Origin of the sequence: Companilactobacillus sp. HBUAS59699 (genome assembly GCF_036913575.1) — a bacterium.
GTDB lineage: Bacteria > Bacillota > Bacilli > Lactobacillales > Lactobacillaceae > Companilactobacillus.
Window position 1 is genome coordinate 588557 of the sequence record NZ_JAYKTV010000002.1, and the last position, 22703, is coordinate 611259.

Sequence of the window (22703 nt, forward strand, 5' to 3'; positions counted from 1 at the left end):
TTTCAAAACAAATTTCTAAAACATCTTAACTACATTTGTTCAAATTGTCAATTATTTACGACGCTTGTAAACACGTTTCTTAGCTTTTCTAAGTTTACGTTGTTTCTCACGCTCTGCTTCTTCCTTTTCTCTCTGTTCACGACGATACTTGAACGGATTCTGGAAAGCCAATGTCTGAAGAACTTGGAATGCATTAGTAACAACCCAATAAATTGTGATCGCTGATGGGAATGTTAAAGCGGGCACGAAGATAAAGATCGGCATCACGTATGTCATCAACTTCGTTGTCGCGTTTTGTGTTGGCTGTGAGTAACTTGAAATGTAAGTACTCAAGAAAGTAAATAAGGCGGCTAAGATAGCCATAATATAGTACGGATCAGCCTTACCTAATTGCATCCACAAGAAACTACCATCACGTAATTGTGTTGTCTTGTAAATTGCTTGATACAAGGCAAACATAACTGGCATCTGCACGATCAGTGGCAAACAACCAGCAACTGGATTAACTCCAGCTTCGCTGTATAGTTTTTGTGTTTCTTCACGTAATTTTTGTTGCGTATCGACATCTTTAGCAGAATATTTCTTTTGCAGAGCCTGCATTTGCGGTTGGATCTGCATTTGTTTATTCATACTTCTAATTTGGAACCAGTTAAGTGGCAATAGAATAACTCTGATTACGACGGTAAAGAGTACGATCGCCCAACCATAGCTGTTTCCAACGAGTGATGCTAACCATAGAATAAATCTTGAGAAACTATAAAGGACATAGTGATCCCAAAACCCAGTACTGCTACTAGTAATTGGCTCATTTAGGTTGGAACAACCGGCTAAAACTAGAACCACACTCAATAAGAGTGCAACACCTAAGTATTTCTTTAAGCTTTTTTTATTCACCTTTTACACCTATAAGTCTATTTATTTTTCTTACCCTATAATCTTACCTAATTTTAGTAAGTGTACGATATTTTTTTTCGTTTCAAACATGTCCAAATCAACAGCTGGTTTTCTAGCAATGATCAAAAAATCCAATTCTGCTGGTATTTCAGGTTTTAATTCCAATAGAGATTGGCGTACGTATCGTTTGATACGATTTCGTCCAACGGCAGTGTGGGAAACCTTCTTACCTACTGAAAGTCCAACTCGAAAATGTTTTTGGCCCTCTTTGGGCATCTTATACAAAACAAAATTTCGATTTGCGAATGACTTTCCTTGTGAATAGACATATTGGTATTCATTTTCTTTTTTAATTCGATAACTTTTTCTCATATGTCACCATAGTCTCTTAAGTTGTAATAAAAAAAGACCACCAAAAATTAGTGATCCTTCAAAACTAAGCTGATAATACTTTTCTACCCTTTTTGCGGCGTCTTGCAAGAACCTTGCGACCATTACTTGTACTCATTCTTTTCATGAAACCATGGACGCGTTCACGATGACGCTTCTTAGGTTGAAATGTTCTCTTTGTAGTCATTCAATAAACCTCCTGACTTTAAACTTTAAATTAAAATATCACTTCTTCAGACAATTGCTCGTATATAATACCATGCTTTCGGCTTAATTTAAACACCAAATTTTCTATAATAGGAGATTTTTCAAGCGATTTTTTGTTTTTTTCTCTTGTGGATAATCTGTGTATTAAGTTATCAACAATAGTTTTGCACAAGCAAATCCACAAACTTTTCCAGCGTGATTTTTTACTGTGAAATAGTTTTCCACAGGTTTTAAAAATAGTTTACAAGTTGAGTTAACCCCTTGATATTGCTACCTTTTATTTCAGATGTTCTGTGGATAACTGTGTGAATAACTAAATGTTTCCACTTGAATCCACAACTTCTAAATTTGTAAATAAACACTCTGTTAAAAACAATAAATTTACTTGTTATCTACTGTGGATAACTAAATAACAAAAAGACTCTTAATTTAAACGTCTGTTCTGTGGAAAACTATTTTATACAATGATAAACTATACAATGTCTTTTTTCCGGAAAAAATTATACACAACTAAGATTGGGGGGGAATTTGTGCAAAATATAAATAATTCATCCGATTCTGAATTAAACGACTTTTGGGATTATTTAACTGAAAAACTGAAAAAAAGTTTAACCTCAGTCAGCTACACAACTTGGGTCGGAAGTGCCAAACCTTTGTACATTAAAGGAAATGACATCCATATAACTGTTCCAACCGAACTTCACAAAGATTACTGGGAACGTCACTACGCCGAAGATATTGCGATGTATTCTTACCAATTCAATGGGATCGAACTAAATCCTGTCATTGAAACTGAAGATGAGCATGCCAAAGGCGAACAACCACAAGAAGAAACCCCAGTAAAAACCGAAACAGCCAAAAAAAATGAGGGTCATGTCTTCCATAACTCTCATTTAAATCCTAAATATACTTTTGATTCTTTTATTACCGGATCTGGCAACCAAATGGCGCACGCAGCTGCACTCGCTGTTGCCGAAGAACCAGGGGTTATTTACAATCCACTATTTATTTATGGTGGCGTGGGACTAGGCAAAACTCACTTGATGCAAGCTATTGGTCACCAGATGATCAAGATCGAACCTGGCGCCAAAGTAAAGTATGTTACTAGTGAAACCTTCGCTAACGACTTCATCAACTCGATCCAAACTAGGACTCAAGATGATTTCAGACAAGAATATCGAAACGTCGATCTACTATTAATAGATGATATTCAATTCTTCGCTGAAAAAGAGGGAACTCAAGAAGAGTTCTTCCATACTTTCAACGAATTACACGACAACGGTAAACAGATCGTCATGACTTCTGATCGTCTACCTAACGAGATCCCCAAGTTGCAAGAACGATTGGTTTCCCGTTTTAAATGGGGTCTATCCGTTGATATCACTGCTCCTGACTTAGAAACTAGAATTGCTATTTTGCGCAATAAAGCTGAAGCAGAAAAACTAGAGATCCCTAACGACACCTTGTCTTACATTGCGGAACAAGTCGATACCAACGTCCGTGAACTAGAAGGGGCCTTGATTCGAGTTCAAGCTTACTCAACACTTGAAAACGCCGATATAACCAAGTCAGTCGCTGCTGATGCCTTGAAACTATTCAAACTATCCAAGGAAAAGCGTGGTCTTTCGATCGCTGACATTCAAAACAAGGTTGCCAAGTATTATCACGTCTCGATCAATGACTTAAAAGGTAAAAAACGTGTCAAAACTATCGTTGTACCTCGCCAAATCGCCATGTATCTGTCACGAGAACTAACTGATCGTTCCTTGCCGCAGATCGGTATGGAATTTGGTGGTAAAGATCACACGACTGTAATGCACTCATGTGATAAAATAGCCGAGTTAGTCATTAAGGATGACAACGTCAAAATGGCCGTCAATGAATTAAAGGATGAACTGAGAAATTAACATGTTGATAACTTTGGAGTTTTTCTAAAGTTTTCCACACCTGTTAATAACAGCTATTTTTCAACAGGCTCTTAGGTTCACCTTACTTTTCCACACAATTAACAGTACCTACTACTACTGCTATCTATATATTAATTAATTAAAATAAGGAGTCGCTCATATGAAATTTTCAATCGATCGAACAAAATTCGTCAATCAAACTACAAATGTCCAACGCGCAATTTCAACCAAAACTACTATTCCTATTCTTACAGGGATGAAACTTGAATTAACTGAATCAGGTTTAACAATTACTGGTAGTAATTCAGATATTTCTATCACTTCATTCATTGCAGCGGATGAAACTGACAATGATCTAAAAATCGAAAGTACGGGTTCAATTGTCTTACCAGCTCGTTTCTTCAACGAGATCATCAAAAAACTTCCTGGCGACAATTTTGAATTAGAAGTTTTGAACAACAACCAAACTCTAATTACATCCGGAGTTTCAGAATTTACGATCAACGGTTTGGATGCAAATAATTATCCTCACTTACCAGAAGTTGAAACTGACAATCAATTAGTCTTTCCAACTGACCTATTTAAAGAAGTCGTTAACCAAACTGTTATCGCCGTTTCAAATCAAGAGAGCCGTCCAGTCCTTACTGGAGTCAACTTCATCATCAATAGTGAAGGGCTAACTTTAGTAGCCACTGACTCACACCGTCTCTCACAACGTAAGATCAATATCACGAGTGAAGAAGAGTACAACTTGATCATTCCTGGTAAGAGTTTGACAGAATTAGTTAGAACTATCAGTGATTCCGTTAAGGAAATCTCGATGTCGATCTCTGAAAACCAAGTGTTATTCAGTTTTGACAATGTCATGTTCTACTCACGCTTGTTAGATGGAAGATATCCTGAAACTGATCGTTTGATCCCTGAAGATTCAAACACTAGATTGACTTTTGATACTTCTAATCTTTTAGCATCGGTTGAACGTGCTTCTCTGCTGTCACACGAAAGTAGAAACAACGTTATCAAATTAGAAATCAAAGCTGCTGACAAAAAAGCTACACTTTATGGAAATTCTCCAGAAGTCGGTACTGTTGAGGAAGTTCTTGACTTTGAAAATCTCGAAGGCGAAGACTTAGACATTTCTTTCAACCCTGACTACTTGAAGGATGCTTTGCGTTCATTTGGTAGTAACACGACAATTGAAATGAGTTTTACTTCACCACTTCATCCATTCACATTGCGTCCGGTCGAGGATAAAGAGAACTTTGTCCAATTGATCACACCAGTGAGAACATTCTAAAAATCATCATACGGATGAAAAATAGCCCAGAACATTTCGTTCTGAGCTATTTTTTTGTGTCTTACGTTTTTAAGCTGTGATTTTTGCTTTAGGAGTTTTTCTAAGCTTTTTTAGTGGGTGGATACTAGTTTTGTCGAAAATTGCTTAGAGGGGCTCTAAATTACGTTTAAGTTGTTTTTTAACTTGAAAACTACTATAATTAAAGCATGTCTTTAATGGTATAAATCTAATAAATAGGGTGTAAGTATGTCACAAAAAATAACAATTGATACTGAATTTATCACATTAGGTCAACTACTCAAGGATGCTGGTATCATTTCGACTGGCGGACAAGCTAAGTGGTTCTTACAAGAGAATTCGGTCAGTCTTAATGGTGAACCGGAAAACCGTCGTGGCAAGAAATTGCACAAGGGCGATGTAGTTAAGATCGATGATCAGAGTTTTGAAATCGAATAATTGTATATAAAAAAACTTCGACTTCAGGATTATCGCAACTACAAGTCTTTAGAGATTGGTTTTTCGCCGAACATTAACGTTTTTTTGGGACACAATGCCCAAGGTAAAACAAATTTATTAGAGGCTATGTATTTTTTAGCTTTGACCAGAAGCCATCGAACATCAAATGATAAAGATTTAATCAGATGGGGCAGTGAATTTGCCAGAATCTCTGGTGTGGTGATCAAGGATAACTCCAGCCAACTAAAACTGGACCTAGTCATCAGTAAGTCAGGAAAAAAAGCAAAACTGAATAATTTAGAACAACGTAAATTATCTAGTTACATAGGAAATTTGAACGTTGTTTTGTTTTCTCCGGAGGATTTATCGATTGTCAAAGGCAATCCTGGAATCCGCCGGAAATTTATTGATATGGAATTTGGTCAGATCTCGTCGCAGTATTTGAAGACGGTCAGTCAGTTTCGACAAGTCTTGAAACAACGCAACGTTTATCTGAAAAAACTCCAGCATCATCAGACCAAAGATCTGGTTTATTTAGAAGTTTTATCCGATCAATTGTCAGCTTATTGTGCTGAAGTTGTGAAGACACGTTTGGATTTTCTGAAAAAGCTCCAAGTTCATATTGAAAAGATCCATGATCAGATCACGGATCATCAGGAAGTTTTGAAAATTGTCTATTCTAGCTTTTATGACAGTACTGACAAGTCTTTGGAAGATATTTATGGAATCTACAAGCAGACTTTCAAAGATAACTATCAAAAAGAGATCCAGCGTGGAGTAACTTTGTTCGGCCCGCATCGGGATGATATTAAATTTTTGATCAATGATAAGAATGTTCAAGATTTCGGTTCTCAAGGTCAGCAGCGTTCGGTCGCCTTGAGTTTGAAGTTGGCTGAGGTCGAATTGATAAAAGAACAAGTGGGGGATTATCCAATTCTTTTGTTGGACGATGTTTTGTCAGAGTTAGATCAAAAACGTCAGACACACTTGCTTTCGTCGATCGGCCGCGGCATTCAAACTTTTATTACGACAACGTCGCTGGAAGATGTCGATTCATCGATCGTTAAGGATCCGAATATTTTAAATATTACTAATGGAAAAGTTCAACAGGAGGAAGTTTAATGGCTGAAAACAGTAGAAAAGCTGAACTAGAGAAAAAAGAAGAACTAGCTGAAGAATATGACGCTAGTCAAATTCAAGTTCTTGAAGGACTTGAAGCTGTTCGTAAAAGACCAGGTATGTATATTGGTTCTACTAGTAAGCAAGGTTTACACCATCTAGTTTGGGAAATTATTGATAATGGTATTGATGAAGCCTTAGCTGGTTTTGCGACAAAGATCGACGTAACTGTTGAACCGGATAATTCGATCACGGTCTTTGATGATGGTCGTGGTATTCCTGTCGACATCCAAAAGAAAACTGGTAAGCCCGCTCTTGAAACTGTTTATACGATCCTGCATGCCGGAGGTAAATTCGGCGGTGGCGGATATAAGGTTTCCGGTGGACTTCACGGTGTTGGTGCTTCAGTAGTTAATGCTTTGAGTAGTGAACTGGATGTTGTCGTTACTCGTGCTGGTAAGAAATACGGGATCGACTTTGAAAAGGGTAAGGTAAAGGATCCAATGCACATCGTTGGGGATGCGCCAGAATTTGAACATGGTACTCGTGTTCACTTCGTTCCCGATCCAGATATCTTTACCGAAACAACTGTTTATGATGACAAAGTCTTGACGACTAGAATTCGTGAATTGGCTTTCTTAAACAAGGGCCTCAAATTGACCTTTACTGATAAACGTTCTGATACAGCAGAAAAATTAGTCTTCCACTATGAAGGTGGAATTAAGAGCTACGTTGAATTCATGGATAAGGACAAGGAAGTCGTCTTTGATGAACCGATCTATGTTGAAGGTATTCAAGATGGAATTACGGTTGAAGTTGCCTTGCAATATACAGATGAGTTCCACACTAACTTGATGACTTTTGCTAACAACATCCACACTTATGAAGGTGGTACTCACGAAGTCGGCTTCAAGACGGCCTTGACACGGGTTATCAATGACTATGCGCACAAGAACAAGTTATTGAAGGACACTGAAAAACTGTCTGGTGAAGATGTTCGTGAAGGTATGACTGCTGTTGTCAGTGTCAAGCATCCAGATCCACAGTTCGAAGGTCAGACGAAGACCAAACTTGGTAACTCTGATGCTCGAACAATCACTGATCGTTTATTCAGTGAGCACTTCATGAAGTTCATGATGGAAAATCCAAGTATCGCTAAAAAGATCGTTGAAAAGGGTAGTTTAGCTACTAAAGCTCGAATGGCCGCTAAACGTGCTCGTGAAGTAACGAGAAAACAAAATGGTCTGGAGATCAGTAACTTACCTGGTAAGTTGGCTGATAATGCCAGCAAAGATCCTGAGATCTCAGAATTATTCATCGTCGAGGGTGATTCGGCCGGTGGTTCCGCTAAGACTGGTCGTTCACGTTTGACACAAGCAATTTTGCCTATCAGAGGTAAGATTCTGAACGTTGAAAAAGCTTCGATGGACAAGATCTTGGCTAACGAAGAAATCAGAACTTTGTTTACAGCGATGGGAACTGGTTTTGGTGAAGACTTCGATATTTCGAAGGCTCGCTATCACAAGGTCATCATTATGACCGATGCCGATGTCGATGGGGCACATATCAGAACACTGCTTTTGACTTTGCTCTATCGTTACATGCGTCCGATCGTTGATGCAGGCTATGTTTATATCGCTAAGCCACCTTTGTATCAAGTTCGTCAAGGTAAGATGATGAAGTACTTCGATACTGATAAAGAAAAAGATGACTTCGTATCACAATTATCACCAAAACCAGAACCAAAGATCCAACGTTACAAGGGTCTTGGTGAAATGGATGCTGATCAATTGTGGGAAACAACTATGGATCCAGAGAAGAGAAGATTGGATCGCGTAAATCTCGATGATGCTATCGAGGCTAACAAGATCTTCTCAATGTTGATGGGTGACAAAGTTGAACCTAGAAGAGAATTTATTGAAGAAAATGCACGCTATGCTGAAGTTGACTACTAATTAGGAGGTTGCAAATTGGACGATAGAAGAATAGCAAATGTTAATTTGACGGAAGTAATGAAAAAATCTTTCGTCGATTACGCTGCCAGTGTTATCGTATCTCGTGCGCTTCCAGATGTACGTGATGGATTGAAGCCAGTTCACCGCCGTATCCTTTACGGTATGAATGAATTGGGCGTTACACCTGACAAGCCATATAAGAAGAGTGCCCGTTTCGTTGGTGATATCATGGGTAAATATCACCCTCATGGGGATTCAGCCATCTATGAATCAATGGTTAGAATGGCGCAGGACTTTAGTTACCGTTACCCATTAGTTGATGGACATGGTAACTTTGGTTCGATCGATGGTGATCCACCTGCTGCTATGCGTTATACCGAAGCACGTATGAGCAAGATGGCAGTTGAGATGTTGCGCGATATCAACAAGGATACTGTTGATCTAGTTCCTAACTACGATGGTGAAGAAAAAGAACCAATGGTCTTGCCAGCTAGATTCCCTAACCTCTTGGTTAACGGTGCTACTGGTATCGCCGTTGGTATGACAACAAATATTCCTTCACACAACTTAAAAGAAGTTATTGATGCGTTACACATCTTGATGCGTAACAAGGATGCAACGATCGCTGACTTGATGAAAGTTATTCCTGGTCCCGACTTCCCAACTGGTGGTATCATCATGGGTCGTTCTGGTATCAGAAAGGCTTACGAGAATGGTAAGGGAACGATTATCCTACGCGCCAAAGTTGACGTTGTAACGAAGAAGAGTGGCGCTGAACAGATTATCGTTACAGAGCTTCCTTATATGGTCAACAAAGCTAACTTGGTTGAACGTATCGCTGAACTGGCTCGTGACAAGAAACTTGAAGGTATTACTGATTTGAACGATGAATCAGATCGTGAAGGTATGCGTATCGTGATCGATATTCGTCGTGATATGAGTGCTTCAGTAGTCTTGAATAACTTGTACAAGCTGACACAATTACAAATTTCCTACGGTATCAACATGGTTGCCATCGTTGACAAGACACCACGTGTCTTGTCACTGAAGGAAGTCTTGTTGTATTACTTGAAGCACCAAGAAGTAGTCATCAGACGGAGAACTGAATATGAATTACGTCGTGCTCAAGCTCGTGCTCATATCCTTGAAGGATTGAGAATCGCACTTGATCATATCGATGAGATCATCAAAGTCATTCGTGGTTCACAGACTTCAAGTATTGCTAAGCAAACTTTGATGGATCGTTTCGAATTATCTGACAAACAATCACAAGCTATCTTGGATATGCGTTTGGTACGTTTGACCGGTTTGGAACGTGAAAAAGTCGAAGCTGAATATCAAGACTTGTTAGTTAAAATCGCTGACTATCAAGATATTTTGGCTAAGCCAGAACGTGTTGATAAGATCATTTATGATGAATTGCTCGAGATCCAAGAGAAATTCGGTGATGATCGCAGAACTGAGATCCGTGCGAGTGAAGTTGCCAATATCGAGGATGAAGATCTGATCGAAGAAGAGAACATCTTGATCGTCTTGACACACAAGGGTTACATTAAGCGTTTGTCCATGGATGAATTCCGTGTTCAAAATCGTGGTGGCCGTGGTGTTCAAGGTATGGGTGTCCACGATGACGACTTCATCGAGCATATGATCTATACTTCAACCCATGATCGTCTGTTGTTCTTTACTAATACTGGTAAAGTTTATCGGACAAAAGGTTATGAAGTTCCAGAATATGGTCGCACAGCCAAGGGTATTCCAGTGATCAACTTACTGAATATCGAGAAGGGTGAGACGATCCAAACGGTGATCAATGTCGATCGTGATGTTGACCGTGAGAACTCCTACTTGTTCTTCGTAACTAAGTACGGAACGGTCAAACGGACTCCTGTGACTGACTTCGCTAATATCAGACATTCTGGACTACGTTCGATCACCCTCAAAGATGGGGATGAATTGGACAACGTCTTCTTAACAGACGGTGACAAGGTCATCTTTATCGGAACACACAAGGGTTATGCTGTAACCTTTAGAGAAAGTGACGTTCGTCCAATGGGACGTACTGCTGCAGGTGTTCGTGGTATTAAGTTGCGTGATGAAGATTACGTTGTTGGTTCATCGATCGTTGAAGCTGGCGAAGAAGTTCTAACTATCTCTGAGAAGGGCTATGGTAAGCGAACGGCAGTTGAAGAATATCCAATCAAGGGTCGTGGCGGTAAAGGTATCAAGACCGCTAACGTTACTGAGAAGAATGGTCCAATTGCCGGCGTTACAGCTGTCAATGGTGATGAGGATATTATGTTGATCACTGATAAGGGTGTTATGATCCGTTTCAGTGTCGATACGGTTTCCCAAACTGGACGTGCAACTCTTGGAGTTAGATTGATCAAGGTTGATGACGACTCGATCGTTTCAACTATGGCTAAGATCGAAGAGGAAGACGTCGATGATGACTCTGATTCTGACAATAAAGAGACAACTTCTGATAAGGCTGATGAGTCGAATTCAAGCGATGATGTAACAGATCAAACTGAGACTGATTCAACTGATAATTCAGATAATGATTCAGAAGAATAAAAAATAATTAGCGTTTTTGCGTAATTTGATTATGTATCATTTAGGATACGTGTCAGGCAAAAACGTTTTTTTATTGAAAGTTATTATGGCATTCACTGAAAATCTATGATAGAATCTAACATTGTGAGTATAAAATGTAGTTAATTTATGCTCCTTGTTCTTTCAGTAGAACCATTAGACCATAAGGAGGTGCAGTTATTTATGACACATTACGAAATTACATATATCATCAAACCTGATATTGAAGAAGACGCTAAGAAGACTCTTATTGATCGTTACGACAAGATCATTACAGACAACGGCGCATCCGTAATCGACTCAAAAGACTGGGAAAAGAAACGTTTAGCATATGAAATTGCTAATTATAAAGAAGGTATTTACCATATCATTAACGTAAATGCTGAAGATGATGCAGCTATCAACGAATTCGACCGTCTATCAAAGATCGATGACAACGTGCTACGTCACATGATTATCAAACGTGAAGACTAATTTGTTTCACGTGAAACACTTAAAGGAGGCAGACATATGATTAATCGAGTTGTACTAGTTGGACGCCTGACACGTGATCCTGAGCTTAGGTACACTGGTAGTGGTGCTGCCGTTGCCAGTTTTACAGTTGCTGTAAACAGACAATTCACAAACGCTCAAGGCGAACGTGAAGCTGATTTCATTAACTGTGTTATCTGGAGAAAGGCTGCTGAGAATTTCAGTAATTTTACTAATAAAGGTTCACTTGTTGGTATTGATGGACGTCTACAAAGTCGTTCATATGAGAACCAACAAGGTCAAAGAGTCTATGTAACTGAAGTTGTCGTCGATAACTTCTCATTACTAGAATCTAGAGCTGAAAGTGAAAAGAGAAATGCTAATTCATCAAACAATAACTTTGGTGGAAACAACAGCAACAATAGCAATCCTAATCAAGCTCCATACAATAATCAACAAAGTCAATCAAATCAGTCTCCATTTGGAAACAATAATAATAACAATAATCAATCTAACAATAACAGTAACAACTCAAATAATATGAGCGATCCATTTGCTGACAACAGTAAACCTATCGACATATCAGATGACGACTTACCATTCTAATATAGAAGGGATGACTAAAATGGCACAACAAAGACGTGGCGGACGTAGAAGACGTAAAGTTGACTTCATCGCAGCTAACCATATCGAATATATCGATTATAAAGATACAGATCTACTTAAGAGATTTATCTCAGAACGTGGTAAGATTTTGCCAAGACGTGTTACAGGCACAAGTGCAAAGAACCAAAGAAAACTTACAATCGCTATCAAGCGTGCAAGAATCATGGCTCTATTACCATTCGTTGCAGAAGACTAATTTTTGAAAATTCAAGTCGGGACAGTCGTCCGGGCTTTTTTTTTACTTAAAATTAGACCTTGGTCCTAGTTATTACAGCCATTGTTTGGATGAATTATTTTATTCTATAAATAGCTGTCGGCTGTGATAAAATTAAGGGGTATATCTAAGAGGGGACTAATATGAAAAAGATAAAATCTAATCTACGTTTCTTCCTTTCTCGAGTTGATTATTCAACACAACTGACAGCGATTTCGTTAGTTGTCATGTTGATATCGATTTTTATAGTTGGTTTGGTCCACGGTTCTATTAGTGGATATATTCAAGCCCTATTAGTCGTGATTGCATTTGTACTTTTTATCTACTTATTTTTGCTTTTAGGAGAAAAGGCTGGTAAGTATACTAATAATTTGCAGTACCGAATTGATCGAGGAACGGACAACAGTTTTGTCGAGTATCCGTTGGGAATTTTGCTCTATGATGATGACAAACAAGTACAGTGGGTCAATCCTTACTTCGTCGAGAAGACGGGAATCGATTCAGTGTATAGTATGAATATCTCTGATATTTCATCCGAATTGGCTTCGTTCGTTGATGATGACGAGGATGAAGAAAATCACGGTAAGCATAAGACGATTCAGATCGGTAACAAGTACTATTTGGTACAAGTTCAAACTGAATTAAAAGTCATTTACTTCATGGACATTACCCATTACTCCAAAGTTGAGAAACGTTACGAAAATAATCGTTCAGTAATTGGTCAAGTTTATTTGGATAATTACGCTGAAATCACGCAGTCAATGAGTGATCGTGATATTTCTAATTTGGATAATTACATTACTAATGAATTATCGAATTGGGCATCGCGTGAGCAAATGTTCTTAAAGCGAATCGATGATGATCATTTCTTCATCGTTGCCTATACTGGTAAGGTGTTTAAGATGGAAGAGACTGGTTTTAAGATCTTGGATGCCATTCGTGAATATACTTCACAACAAAACGTACCATTAACATTGAGTATGGGCTTCTCGTACGGAGTGGATGATCTTAATACACTTAATGACGAAGCACAGAAGAACCTTAACTTGGCACTAGGTCGCGGGGGCGATCAAGTTGTTGTTAAGGAGATCGGTAAGAAGGCTAGGTTCTATGGCGGGAATACTGATCCAATGGAGAAACGAACACGTGTTCGGGCACGAATGATCAGTGAAGCTCTGCAAGAATTACTTAAAGATAGTGATCAAGTGATCGTTATGGGACACTCGCATCCGGATATGGATGTAGTTGGATCTTCTTTAGGTATCAGAAGAATTGCCTTGATGAACAACACGCCATGTAAAGTCGTGATCGATCCGAAGACGATCCACACTGATGTCAGTCGCTTGTTGCAATTGATCAATAAAGATCCTGATATTAAGAATGATATTGTGACACCTGAAGAATCAATGAATTTGCGAACATCTAATACTTTGATCGTAATGGTCGATCATTCTAAGCAGAGTATTTCGATCAATCCTAGTTTGTTCAATCAAGCTAATGAAAAAGTCGTTGTGATCGACCACCACAGACGTGGTGAGGAATTCCCAGAGAATCCAATGTTGATCTACATCGAACCATACGCTTCTTCAACGAGTGAATTGATCACTGAAATGTTAGAGTATCAACCTAAGAATAAGAAGTCCGTTGAAAAGATCGAAGCTACGGCGTTACTTGCTGGTATCACAGTCGATACGAAGTCGTTCTCATTGAGAACTGGTACGAGAACTTTCGACGCAGCTAGTTATTTGCGTTCCGTCGGAGCTGATGAAGCACTGATCCAAAACCTATTAAAAGAAAATATCGATTCCTTTATTCAAAGAAATCATTTGATCGAGACGATCACGATGGTTGGCGGTCAAATGGCAGTCTGTTTCGGTGAAAATGACCGTTCATATGATCCAGTCATTGTTGCTCAAGCAGCCGATACCTTGTTATCATTGAATAATGTTGAGGCGTCATTCGTTATCAGTAAACGTCCCGATGGACGTGTTGGAATTTCCGCTAGAAGTTTAGGAAAGGTCAACGTGCAAGTTATCATGGAGAAGTTGGGCGGAGGCGGTCATTTAACTGATGCAGCGACACAAATAGCCGATGTGACAGTTGATGAAGCTAAAGACCAATTGATCGATGTATTATCGGACAGTAGTAAAAAGTAGGAGGAGTTTTTATTATGAAAGTTATCTTTACTCAAGATGTTAGAGGAAAAGGAAAAAAGGGCGAAGTGAAAGAGGTAGCTTCAGGCTATGCCCAAAACTTTTTGATCAAGAATAACAAAGCAATCGAAGCCACAAAGGCAAATATGGCTAAGCTAAAGGCTGAACAAAATCGTGAAGAAAAAGATTATCAAGCTGAATTAGCTGAAGCTAAAAAACTCAAGACTGAAATTGAAAAAGACAGTACTGTAGTTGAGATTCCAGCTAAGGCTGGTACTGATGGAAGACTCTTCGGTTCAGTAACAACTAAGAAGATCTCTGAGGAACTCAACAAGCAATACGGTTTAAAGGTCGACAAGCACAAAATGGTGCTCTCTGAAGGAGCTAAAGCACTTGGATACGTAAATGTACCCGCAAAGGTTTTTGATGGTGTAGAGGCCACTATAAGAGTTCATATTGTTGAAAAGAGCTAGGAATAAATGAATAATGATATAACTTCAAGAATACCGCCCAATGACAAGGATGCTGAACAAGCCGTCTTAGGAGCGGTATTTCTTAGTCAAGACGCATTAGTTGAAGCAATGGAGTACGTTGAAGCGGATGATTTTTATCAACATGCTAATCAATTAGTATTCCAAGCCATGGTCAATTTGAATGACCGTGAGGAACCAGTCGATGTTGTGACGGTTCAAAATGAATTAGATAAGATGAATCAGATCGAGGATATTGGCGGTGTTAGTTATTTAGCTGATCTAGCTAATGCAGTGCCAACTGCTGCTAACACGGCTTACTATGCTAAGATCGTCAAGAATAAGTCAGTTTTAAGAAGACTGATCAATGCGGCGACAAATATTGTCGGCCGCAGTTTTGATGAAGATGAAGATCTTGATACGATCATTGATCAATCAGAACGTGACATTATGGATGTCTCTGAAAATCGGAATCACAAAGGATTTCGTAAGATCTCGGATGTCGTGAAGTCATCATTTGAAGAAATCGATCGCCTGTACGATCAAGATTCTGACGTTACTGGCCTGTCGACTGGGTACAAGGATCTCGATGCATTGACGACTGGTTTGCATAAGGATGAGTTGGTTATCTTAGCTGCTCGTCCTGGTATGGGTAAGACTGCCTTTGCTCTTAATTTGGCTCAGAATGCTGCTACCAAGGATCAAGCGACAGTTGCCATATTCTCACTAGAAATGGGTGCGGAACAATTAGTCAATCGTATGCTCTGTTCAGAAGGAAGTATTGATGCTAATTCGCTCAGAACTGGACAATTAGACGAAAATCAATGGAATAGTTTGGTTGTAGCGATGGGAAGTTTATCCAGAACTAACGTCTATATTGATGACACACCTGGTTCGAAAATGGCTGAGATCAGATCAAAATGTCGGCGACTTTTGAAAGAAACCGGCAAGTTAGATTTGGTCATCATCGATTACTTACAATTGATCGAAGGTACCGGACAAGAGAATCGACAGCAAGAAGTGTCAGTTATTTCGCGTAACTTAAAAAAATTAGCAAAAGAATTGCATGTGCCAGTAATCGCGCTATCACAGCTTTCTCGTGGTGTTGAAGCGCGTCAAGACAAGCGACCGATGTTGTCAGATATCCGTGAATCTGGTTCAATTGAACAGGACGCTGATATTGTTGCCTTCTTATATCGTGATGATTATTATCGAGATGAAGATGGTGATGATAATAATAGTGAACCTGAAAATCAAGAGGACCAAGATGTCGGTGAAGTCGAAGTCATCGTCGGAAAAAATCGTTCGGGTCCTCGTGGAACAGCAAAGCTATTGTTCGTGAAATCCTATAATAAGTTTTCTTCGATCGCTAATATCCCCGAAAATTAGAGAGCGGAGAAAGCCGGGAGACTTTGAGCATTACCTAGGATATGGGAGGTGCCAACGAAGTTGGTGCATCACTTATCCGTAGTAAGCGCAGAAGTCTGGCTTTCGCAGCTCGTTTCGGATAGAGAGCGGAACAAAACATACATAGGAAACTAAACGAACCAAGATCCCAAAATACAAAGTGCAAGAGGAGAATTGGATATGACAACAGTTGTTGTAGTAGGAACCCAATGGGGTGACGAAGGTAAAGGTAAGATTACTGATTACTTTAGTGGAGAAGCTAATATTATTGCCAGATATCAAGGTGGTGATAATGCTGGACACACATTGAATCTCAACGGTAATGTTTATAAATTGAGATCAGTACCATCAGGTATTTTGTACTCAGATAAAACTAGTGTAATCGGTAATGGAGTGGTTTTGAATCTTGAATCTCTAGCTGAAGAGTTGCAACGCTTACATGATCAAGGTGTTGATACAACTAACTTGAAGATTTCAAATCGTGCTCAATTGATCCTTCCTTATCATATTCAATTAGATAAGTGCCAAGAACAAGCCAGAGGTAACTCTAAAGTCGGTACAACTAATCGTGGTATCGGACCTGCCTACATGGACAAAGCTGCCCGTGTTGGTATCCGTATGGCTGATGTCTTGGACAAAGATATTTTCAAAGCAGAATTAACTGAGAATCTTAAACAAAAGAATGAATTATTCACTAAGATCTATGGTGCTGAACCAATGGATTTTGATACTATCTATAACAAGTTTTATGAGATCGGTCAAAGTTTGAAGGATCGTGTGATCGATACTTCTGCTTATTTGAACCGTGAATTAAAAGCCGGTAAGAATGTATTATTTGAAGGTGCACAAGGAATCATGCTCGATATCGATCATGGTACTTATCCATACGTTACTTCATCTAATCCAGCTGGTGGTGTTACAACTGGTGCTGGTATCGGTGCACCATTGATCGATAACGTGATTGGAGTTGTTAAGGCTTATACATCACGTGTTGGTGCTGGTCCGTTCCCAACAGAACAAGAGAATGAAACTGGTGACTTCTTACGTGAAGCTGGTCATGAATACGGAACAGTTACACATCGTCCTCGTCGTGTCGGTTGGTTAGATACTGTTGTATTACGTCACTCAGCTAATGTTTCTGGTGTGACACACCTATCACTCAACTGTCTTGATGTATTGACAGGTTTGAAGGAGATCAAAGTATGTACTGGCTATGACTTGAACGGTAAGATCATTGATGAATATCCAGCTAACTTGAACATCTTGGCTCAATGCAAGCCAGTTTATAAGACCTTCGCTGGTTGGGATGATGACATTACTCAAGTTAAGAGTCTTGATGAATTACCACAACAAGCCAAAGATTACTTAGACTTCTTGAAGAATGAACTGGGCGTTGAATATGCTACAGTTTCAGTTGGTCCAGATCGTGAACAAACAATTGAAGTAAATGATGTTTGGAATGCTTAATAATTTGTAAAAATAAAAAGTCTTTGTAGATTTTATGTCTACAAAGACTTTTTTAGTATTAATTTTTATTGTCAGTCGAAATAATTCCTCGTTGGAATTTAACAAATTTACTACTATTACGGTTGAAGGTCAGGGTGTAGTAGTAACTAGTATCTTTAGTCTGTTGTTTCAAATATATCCTAGAGTATCTTGGTACGTCGGATAGTTGATAACCGACAATCCCGAAGTTGGTTACTCGTGAATTAGAGTTTCTAGCTAAATTGTAGAGACCATTGTTACTATCATCTGGATTCAGTCCTAAGTTGAGCGATAGTTGATTGAAATCACCAGGATCAGTTGCGTTAGTCATAGTTAAGTTGGAATTGATGATCGTAGTTTTGACTCGTTCCATAAATGACTTCGCTTGATCGATCCCAGAATTTCCTAGTTCAGTATCTTCGATCACGTACTTAGGTGGGAATTTGTTTGACTTGGTATTGAGGTATTTAGCTGAGGTAATATTATCATCCTTATAATAGAGACGATACCGGTAGCTGACGATGTTTTTAGTGTCGTCATAGCGATTACAGCTGACAGTAATGTAATTGCCGTGGCTGTCACGACCGAAGTTTAATAAGGTCATTTGGTAAATATAACGATGAGACTTTTTATGGACTTTTTTTAGTAGAGATTTCTCTTGATCACTAGACAAAAAGTCTAGTTGCTTAGTATTTTGGTAATCATCATTGATCTTTGACACTAAGCTGATAGCCTTTAATTTAGTCTTTTCCATGTCGCCAGTTTTAAGAGAAATCGACTTCGGTGTGATACCTTCGTCGATATTCTTGGGATTAACTATCAGTGAAAAGGGGATCGTCAAACTAGAGATCTTGTCGACGGTCTTATTCTTGATGTTATAGACGTTGAAGCCATAAGCTGCACCAATAATGATAACTAGTCCGAGTAAAACTAACCATTTGATATATTTTTTGTTTAATTTTTTCAAATTTTTCACCCTTTGTAAGTGTGTTACCTTAATATATATAATATACAAAAAGATATGCGTATTTGGAGAAAATAATGAAAGATAAGAAAGATTTAAGGGGTAGCAAAGATTATATGCTGATCGGTGCTGCGGCAGTGGGAATTATTACTGCCGTAATATTCTTTGTCATGCTTTCACGTGGAGTCGTCAATGCGGTTGTGACTTCCAAAATATCCAGTCAGTATCAGGATAAGGAATTGGAAGTCTTGAAGACGGATCTTGATTATCATTCCCTGGATGCTATCGGTAAGTTGATTGATGTTTCAGACGGTTATGTGGTCTCGGCCGACAACGTTAAGAAGTACGATCAGCTAGAGACTTACGTTAAAGCTCGCAAGCAACGTGCAAGAGATATTTCTAAATTGTACGATGGTAAGAATGATTACCGAAACGACGTGACTAATGAGACTATCAATAGTCTGGATAAGAATCTTTTAAAAGAAAAAAACCAAGATGTTTATCAAAAACTACGTAATAAATTAGATACGATTCAGATCTGGTATGAACAGACGCAAGATGCGGATAAGTATATTTCTAAAGTTTGGGATGCCTTCAATGAAGATAACTCCAGTTTGAGTTTTAAGAAGGTCTCGATGTCTAGTACGTATTATAAACTGATCAAAAATAAATCGGTCAAGAAACAATGGACCGAAGCTGTAAAAAAGATGCGTGACTATTATGCTAGTCATCAAGGAGAGAGTACACAGGTTGCCGCTGCTAAGCAAGAATTAGAGGAGTTACGTAATTCTCCATTGACTGAGAAGTATACGCCTGCTCAGGTAGACATTGTTTCTAGTCTTGATTTCTCCAGTGATGCTGAAGATGCTTTGACGGCAGCCGGACTTACTGGTAAGTATGTTCTATATTATGATTCCAGTTCGAATAACTTAGCACTGATGACCAAAGTTGGCAGCAAGTATGTGGCACAAGATGGTTATATCAGTGTTTCTAATTCACAAGTAAGTAAGGGCAAATATACTATCAAGCGGATCGTTTCAGCTGGGTCATCCGACGCTATCATCACTGACAGTAGTAATAGTAACTTCGGTCAATACGTCTCCAGTGCTTCGAGTGATGACCTGTCAGACTTAGGTGTAAGTAATGCCGACAATACTACAGCTGACTTCAACTCAGCCACACCAGTCTTCTGGTTCAAGAACAACAGTGCATTGACGAGTTCGATCTACTTCAGTAATGGCAATACGATCGGTTTCATCTACGCTGGTGGATCTAGTTATAACAATGGTATGCAGATCAGTTCATCGGACTTGTCGAGTCTAAAATCTGACGTTTCATCAGGTATTACATTCTATGTTAATTAGGAGTCATTATGAGAGAAACGAATCTTCACAGGAAACACATTAAACGACATAGAAAATGGCCTTGGGTCATCTTAATTATTATTGCTGTGATCTTAGTCGGTACCGGTTTATTTTGGGCTAAGTATGGTTATGATATTAAGAACAATATTGCTGACGGTTATTCTTACAGTCAAGGGCTGACAAAGAGCGACTTTAAGCCAAAGAACAGTACCGTTATATATGATCGTAACGGTAAAGTTATCAAGAAGTTGTCACAATCGAGTTCTGATTATACACCGATAAATGAAATTAATCCGAAGATAACTAGGGGCTTGGTTAAGGTCGAGGATCAACGTTTTTACATTCATCACGGGGTCGATCCTTATGCTATTTTACGTTCATTAGTGGCTAAGATTCTGCGTCGTAGAATTGAAGGTGGTTCGACCTTGACGCAGCAATTAGTCAAGAATGTCGTTCTAAAAGATCAATCGCAGACGGTTAATCGTAAACTCAAGGAAATGGTCATTGCTCAGCAGTTAGAGAAAAAATTTACGAAGAAGCAGATCCTTGAGTTCTATATCAATGATGTCTATATGGGGCACGGATCATATGGATTCAGCTCTGCAGCAAATTATTATTTTTCACAGGATCAAAAGGATTTATCGATTGATAAAATAGCTATGTTAGTCGGCATCCCTAATAACCCAGTTTATTACGATCCGGTCAACTATCCACAACGCTCTCTGTTGCGGCGCAACATGGTCTTGTCCATCTTCTACAAAAACGGTGTGATCAGTAAGAGCACTTACCGTAACGCTAGAAAACGTCCCTTAGGCATCAAAGTTAACGAGCACAAGTATGATAATGACATCTCGAATAACTATGCCTTGAGTTATGCCGTCTACAATGCGACGGAGGAATTGATGAAGTCATCTGGATTCACGATGAAATACAAATTCGATACCGATGCCCAACGTAAGCAATACAACACCGAGTATCAGCAAGCTTATGAACGTGCCCATGGTGAATTGATGGATGGTGGTTACAGCATTCACACCTCGATCGACATGGAGCTACAAAATCAAATCGAAAATATCGTCAAGAAGCAATACGCTGCTTATACTGGTCGTGATGTGCACGGTAAGTTGGCACCACAAGTGTCAAGTACAGTGATCGACAACAAGACGGGGGATGTCATTGCCGTCGTAGGTGGACGAACTACTGATGGCGATCAAGTCAACCGTGCTATTATGGGCTATCGTCAGCCAGGATCTAGTGCTAAACCACTGACAGCCTATGCACCAGCCTTTGAACGCGGCTATTTGCCACAGAGTACGGTGATCGATTCGGCTGTCAATGCGGAATCTGGTCGAGCTATCAAGAACTGGTATGACGGATATACTGGTAAGACGACCGTTCGTCACGCCTTGGAGAATTCTATCAATACTGTTGCTTTCAAATTAGCTTCGGAAGACACGAGTCATGATTACTACAATGATTTGACTAAGATGGAATTTGCTAGACTGGTACCGCAAGATAACAATCCAATCGTAGCAATCGGTGGTTTCACCTATGGTGTGACGACTACTGAAATGGCGTCAGGATACAGCACTTTCTCTCGTGGTGGTCAGTTCATTCACCCAAGTAACTTGAATAGTATTTACGATACGGCGCATGAACGTTATATTTACAAGAATACTCACTTGAAGAAAAAGATTTATACGGCCGATGCTAGTTACATGACGATCAATGTCATGCAGTCAGTAATTAGTGATGGCCTCGGTAAGGCTGCGGCCTTGGATAATTACAGTCATACAGCTGGTAAGACGGGTACAACTGATAATACTAAGGATTCTTACTTTGTAGGGATGACCAAAGACTTCACGATTGCTAATTGGACAGGAAATGACGTTGCTTCCACATTGACAGGGGCAGAACAGTCCTTGCCAATGTCGACTTTCAAGGCTGAAGGTGAATATTTAGTCGATCAGTTGAAGGAAAAGGATACTGATTTCAAGAAGCCAAGTACGATCAAAGTCAGTGGCAATGATCTAACGGTAGTCAAGAGCAATAAGAAACCAAGTATTCAAGATGTGATCGATACTAATTTTGAGAAGTTTAATAAAGCTCAAGAAACCAAGAATGACAAGCGACTCTACAATATGGACTATCGCATCATCTATCATCTAACCAAAAAAGAAGAATTCAGTCGTGAACGCAAAGTTCAAAAAGCTATCGACAAATACAATGAATCACCGATCAAGAAGCAGTCACAATATGATAAGAAGCTGGATCAGATTCAAAAAATCCGTTATTTGAACGCTAATGTTAAACGTCAAAGTGCTAAGATCAAGTTCAATGACCAGATCTTGCAACTGCAAAAGGATCTGAATATGAGTCAGGCAATGTTCCAATCTGAAAAGGATAATAAGAAGATTGCCAGCTACGATGCTCAAAAAGAAGAGCTAGAAGATCAACGTGAAGCAGAACGAAAGAATAAAGTTGCCAAGTTACAGACGCAATATGATGCGCAACTGCAAAAGGTCAAGGATGCTTATAAGAACGACGATTCTGACAAGGAAGATCAAAAGCAAAAGTTGATCGACATTATGAACGAGATCAGAAGTTACGGTGGTAATGCACCGGATCTGAAATTGAATATTGATTCTAATAGTAGTTCCACTAGTTCTTCATCGACCAATGATTAATC

General features: G+C 39.1%; 19 protein-coding genes. 15 read left to right on the top strand and 4 right to left on the bottom strand.

The annotated features are described in order from the left end of the window. Positions 1 to 51 precede the first annotated feature (51 nt). The 3 genes from yidC to rpmH all read right to left on the bottom strand — a co-directional run bounded on the left by yidC (position 52) and on the right by rpmH (position 1471). Positions 52 to 894, bottom strand: a complete 843-nt coding sequence (yidC, locus tag U8519_RS06425; RefSeq protein WP_334329478.1) for a membrane protein insertase YidC — start codon at positions 892 to 894, stop codon at positions 52 to 54. Between the two features lie 30 nt (positions 895 to 924). Continuing rightward, positions 925 to 1266: a ribonuclease P protein component gene (gene rnpA / locus U8519_RS06430; RefSeq protein ID WP_334329479.1), complete on the bottom strand. Its 342-nt coding sequence runs from the start codon at positions 1264 to 1266 to the stop codon at positions 925 to 927. A gap of 64 nt (positions 1267 to 1330) precedes the next feature. Beyond that, positions 1331 to 1471: a 50S ribosomal protein L34 gene (rpmH, locus tag U8519_RS06435; RefSeq protein ID WP_010625561.1), complete on the bottom strand. Its 141-nt coding sequence runs from the start codon at positions 1469 to 1471 to the stop codon at positions 1331 to 1333. Between the two features lie 550 nt (positions 1472 to 2021). Here rpmH and dnaA point away from each other — a divergent pair. The 13 genes from dnaA (at position 2022) to U8519_RS06500 (ending at position 17668) form a co-directional block, all read left to right on the top strand. Next, complete coding sequence (gene dnaA / locus U8519_RS06440) at positions 2022 to 3398, top strand: chromosomal replication initiator protein DnaA (protein WP_334329480.1); 1377 nt, start codon at positions 2022 to 2024, stop codon at positions 3396 to 3398. A 160-nt stretch (positions 3399 to 3558) separates the two neighbouring features. Continuing rightward, the gene (gene dnaN, locus U8519_RS06445; RefSeq protein ID WP_334329481.1) at positions 3559 to 4695 is read left to right on the top strand and encodes a DNA polymerase III subunit beta; all 1137 of its coding nucleotides are present in this window, start codon (positions 3559 to 3561) and stop codon (positions 4693 to 4695) included. Between the two features lie 246 nt (positions 4696 to 4941). Next, positions 4942 to 5151, top strand: a complete 210-nt coding sequence (yaaA, locus tag U8519_RS06450; protein ID WP_334329482.1) for a S4 domain-containing protein YaaA — start codon at positions 4942 to 4944, stop codon at positions 5149 to 5151. Then, positions 5152 to 6273 carry a DNA replication/repair protein RecF gene (gene recF, locus U8519_RS06455; RefSeq protein ID WP_334329483.1) on the top strand — a complete coding sequence of 374 codons (1122 nt, stop codon included), beginning with the start codon at positions 5152 to 5154 and terminating at the stop codon, positions 6271 to 6273. After that, entirely contained in the window at positions 6273 to 8225 is a 1953-nt protein-coding gene (gene gyrB / locus U8519_RS06460) for a DNA topoisomerase (ATP-hydrolyzing) subunit B (protein WP_334329484.1), read from the top strand. Before recF ends, gyrB begins: the two co-directional genes overlap by 1 nt. A gap of 15 nt (positions 8226 to 8240) precedes the next feature. Next, positions 8241 to 10802: a DNA gyrase subunit A gene (gene gyrA / locus U8519_RS06465; RefSeq protein WP_334329485.1), complete on the top strand. Its 2562-nt coding sequence runs from the start codon at positions 8241 to 8243 to the stop codon at positions 10800 to 10802. A gap of 201 nt (positions 10803 to 11003) precedes the next feature. Next, positions 11004 to 11294, top strand: a complete 291-nt coding sequence (gene rpsF / locus U8519_RS06470; RefSeq protein WP_334329486.1) for a 30S ribosomal protein S6 — start codon at positions 11004 to 11006, stop codon at positions 11292 to 11294. A 36-nt stretch (positions 11295 to 11330) separates the two neighbouring features. Next, the gene (ssb, locus tag U8519_RS06475) at positions 11331 to 11897 is read left to right on the top strand and encodes a single-stranded DNA-binding protein (protein WP_334329487.1); all 567 of its coding nucleotides are present in this window, start codon (positions 11331 to 11333) and stop codon (positions 11895 to 11897) included. A gap of 19 nt (positions 11898 to 11916) precedes the next feature. After that, positions 11917 to 12153, top strand: a complete 237-nt coding sequence (gene rpsR, locus U8519_RS06480) for a 30S ribosomal protein S18 (protein WP_057738857.1) — start codon at positions 11917 to 11919, stop codon at positions 12151 to 12153. Between the two features lie 161 nt (positions 12154 to 12314). Next, a complete protein-coding gene (locus U8519_RS06485) occupies positions 12315 to 14327 on the top strand; it encodes a DHH family phosphoesterase (RefSeq protein ID WP_334329488.1) in 2013 nt (670 codons plus the stop codon). A gap of 14 nt (positions 14328 to 14341) precedes the next feature. Continuing rightward, a complete protein-coding gene (gene rplI, locus U8519_RS06490; RefSeq protein WP_334329489.1) occupies positions 14342 to 14797 on the top strand; it encodes a 50S ribosomal protein L9 in 456 nt (151 codons plus the stop codon). Between the two features lie 6 nt (positions 14798 to 14803). Next, positions 14804 to 16183, top strand: a complete 1380-nt coding sequence (gene dnaB, locus U8519_RS06495; RefSeq protein ID WP_334329490.1) for a replicative DNA helicase — start codon at positions 14804 to 14806, stop codon at positions 16181 to 16183. 198 nt (positions 16184 to 16381) lie between these two features. Further along, positions 16382 to 17668, top strand: coding sequence for an adenylosuccinate synthase (locus U8519_RS06500; RefSeq protein ID WP_334329491.1), 1287 nt, complete (start codon positions 16382 to 16384; stop codon positions 17666 to 17668). A 58-nt stretch (positions 17669 to 17726) separates the two neighbouring features. Here the strand turns inward: U8519_RS06500 and U8519_RS06505 are convergent, their stop codons facing one another. Then, positions 17727 to 18653, bottom strand: a complete 927-nt coding sequence (locus tag U8519_RS06505) for a hypothetical protein (protein WP_334329492.1) — start codon at positions 18651 to 18653, stop codon at positions 17727 to 17729. Between the two features lie 74 nt (positions 18654 to 18727). Here U8519_RS06505 and U8519_RS06510 point away from each other — a divergent pair, with 74 nt between their 5' ends. Both U8519_RS06510 and U8519_RS06515 read left to right on the top strand, forming a co-directional pair. Beyond that, positions 18728 to 20014, top strand: coding sequence for a hypothetical protein (locus U8519_RS06510; protein ID WP_334329493.1), 1287 nt, complete (start codon positions 18728 to 18730; stop codon positions 20012 to 20014). Positions 20015 to 20022: 8 nt separating this feature from the next. Next, positions 20023 to 22701 carry a transglycosylase domain-containing protein gene (locus tag U8519_RS06515; RefSeq protein ID WP_334329494.1) on the top strand — a complete coding sequence of 893 codons (2679 nt, stop codon included), beginning with the start codon at positions 20023 to 20025 and terminating at the stop codon, positions 22699 to 22701. Positions 22702 to 22703: the final 2 nt, after the last annotated feature.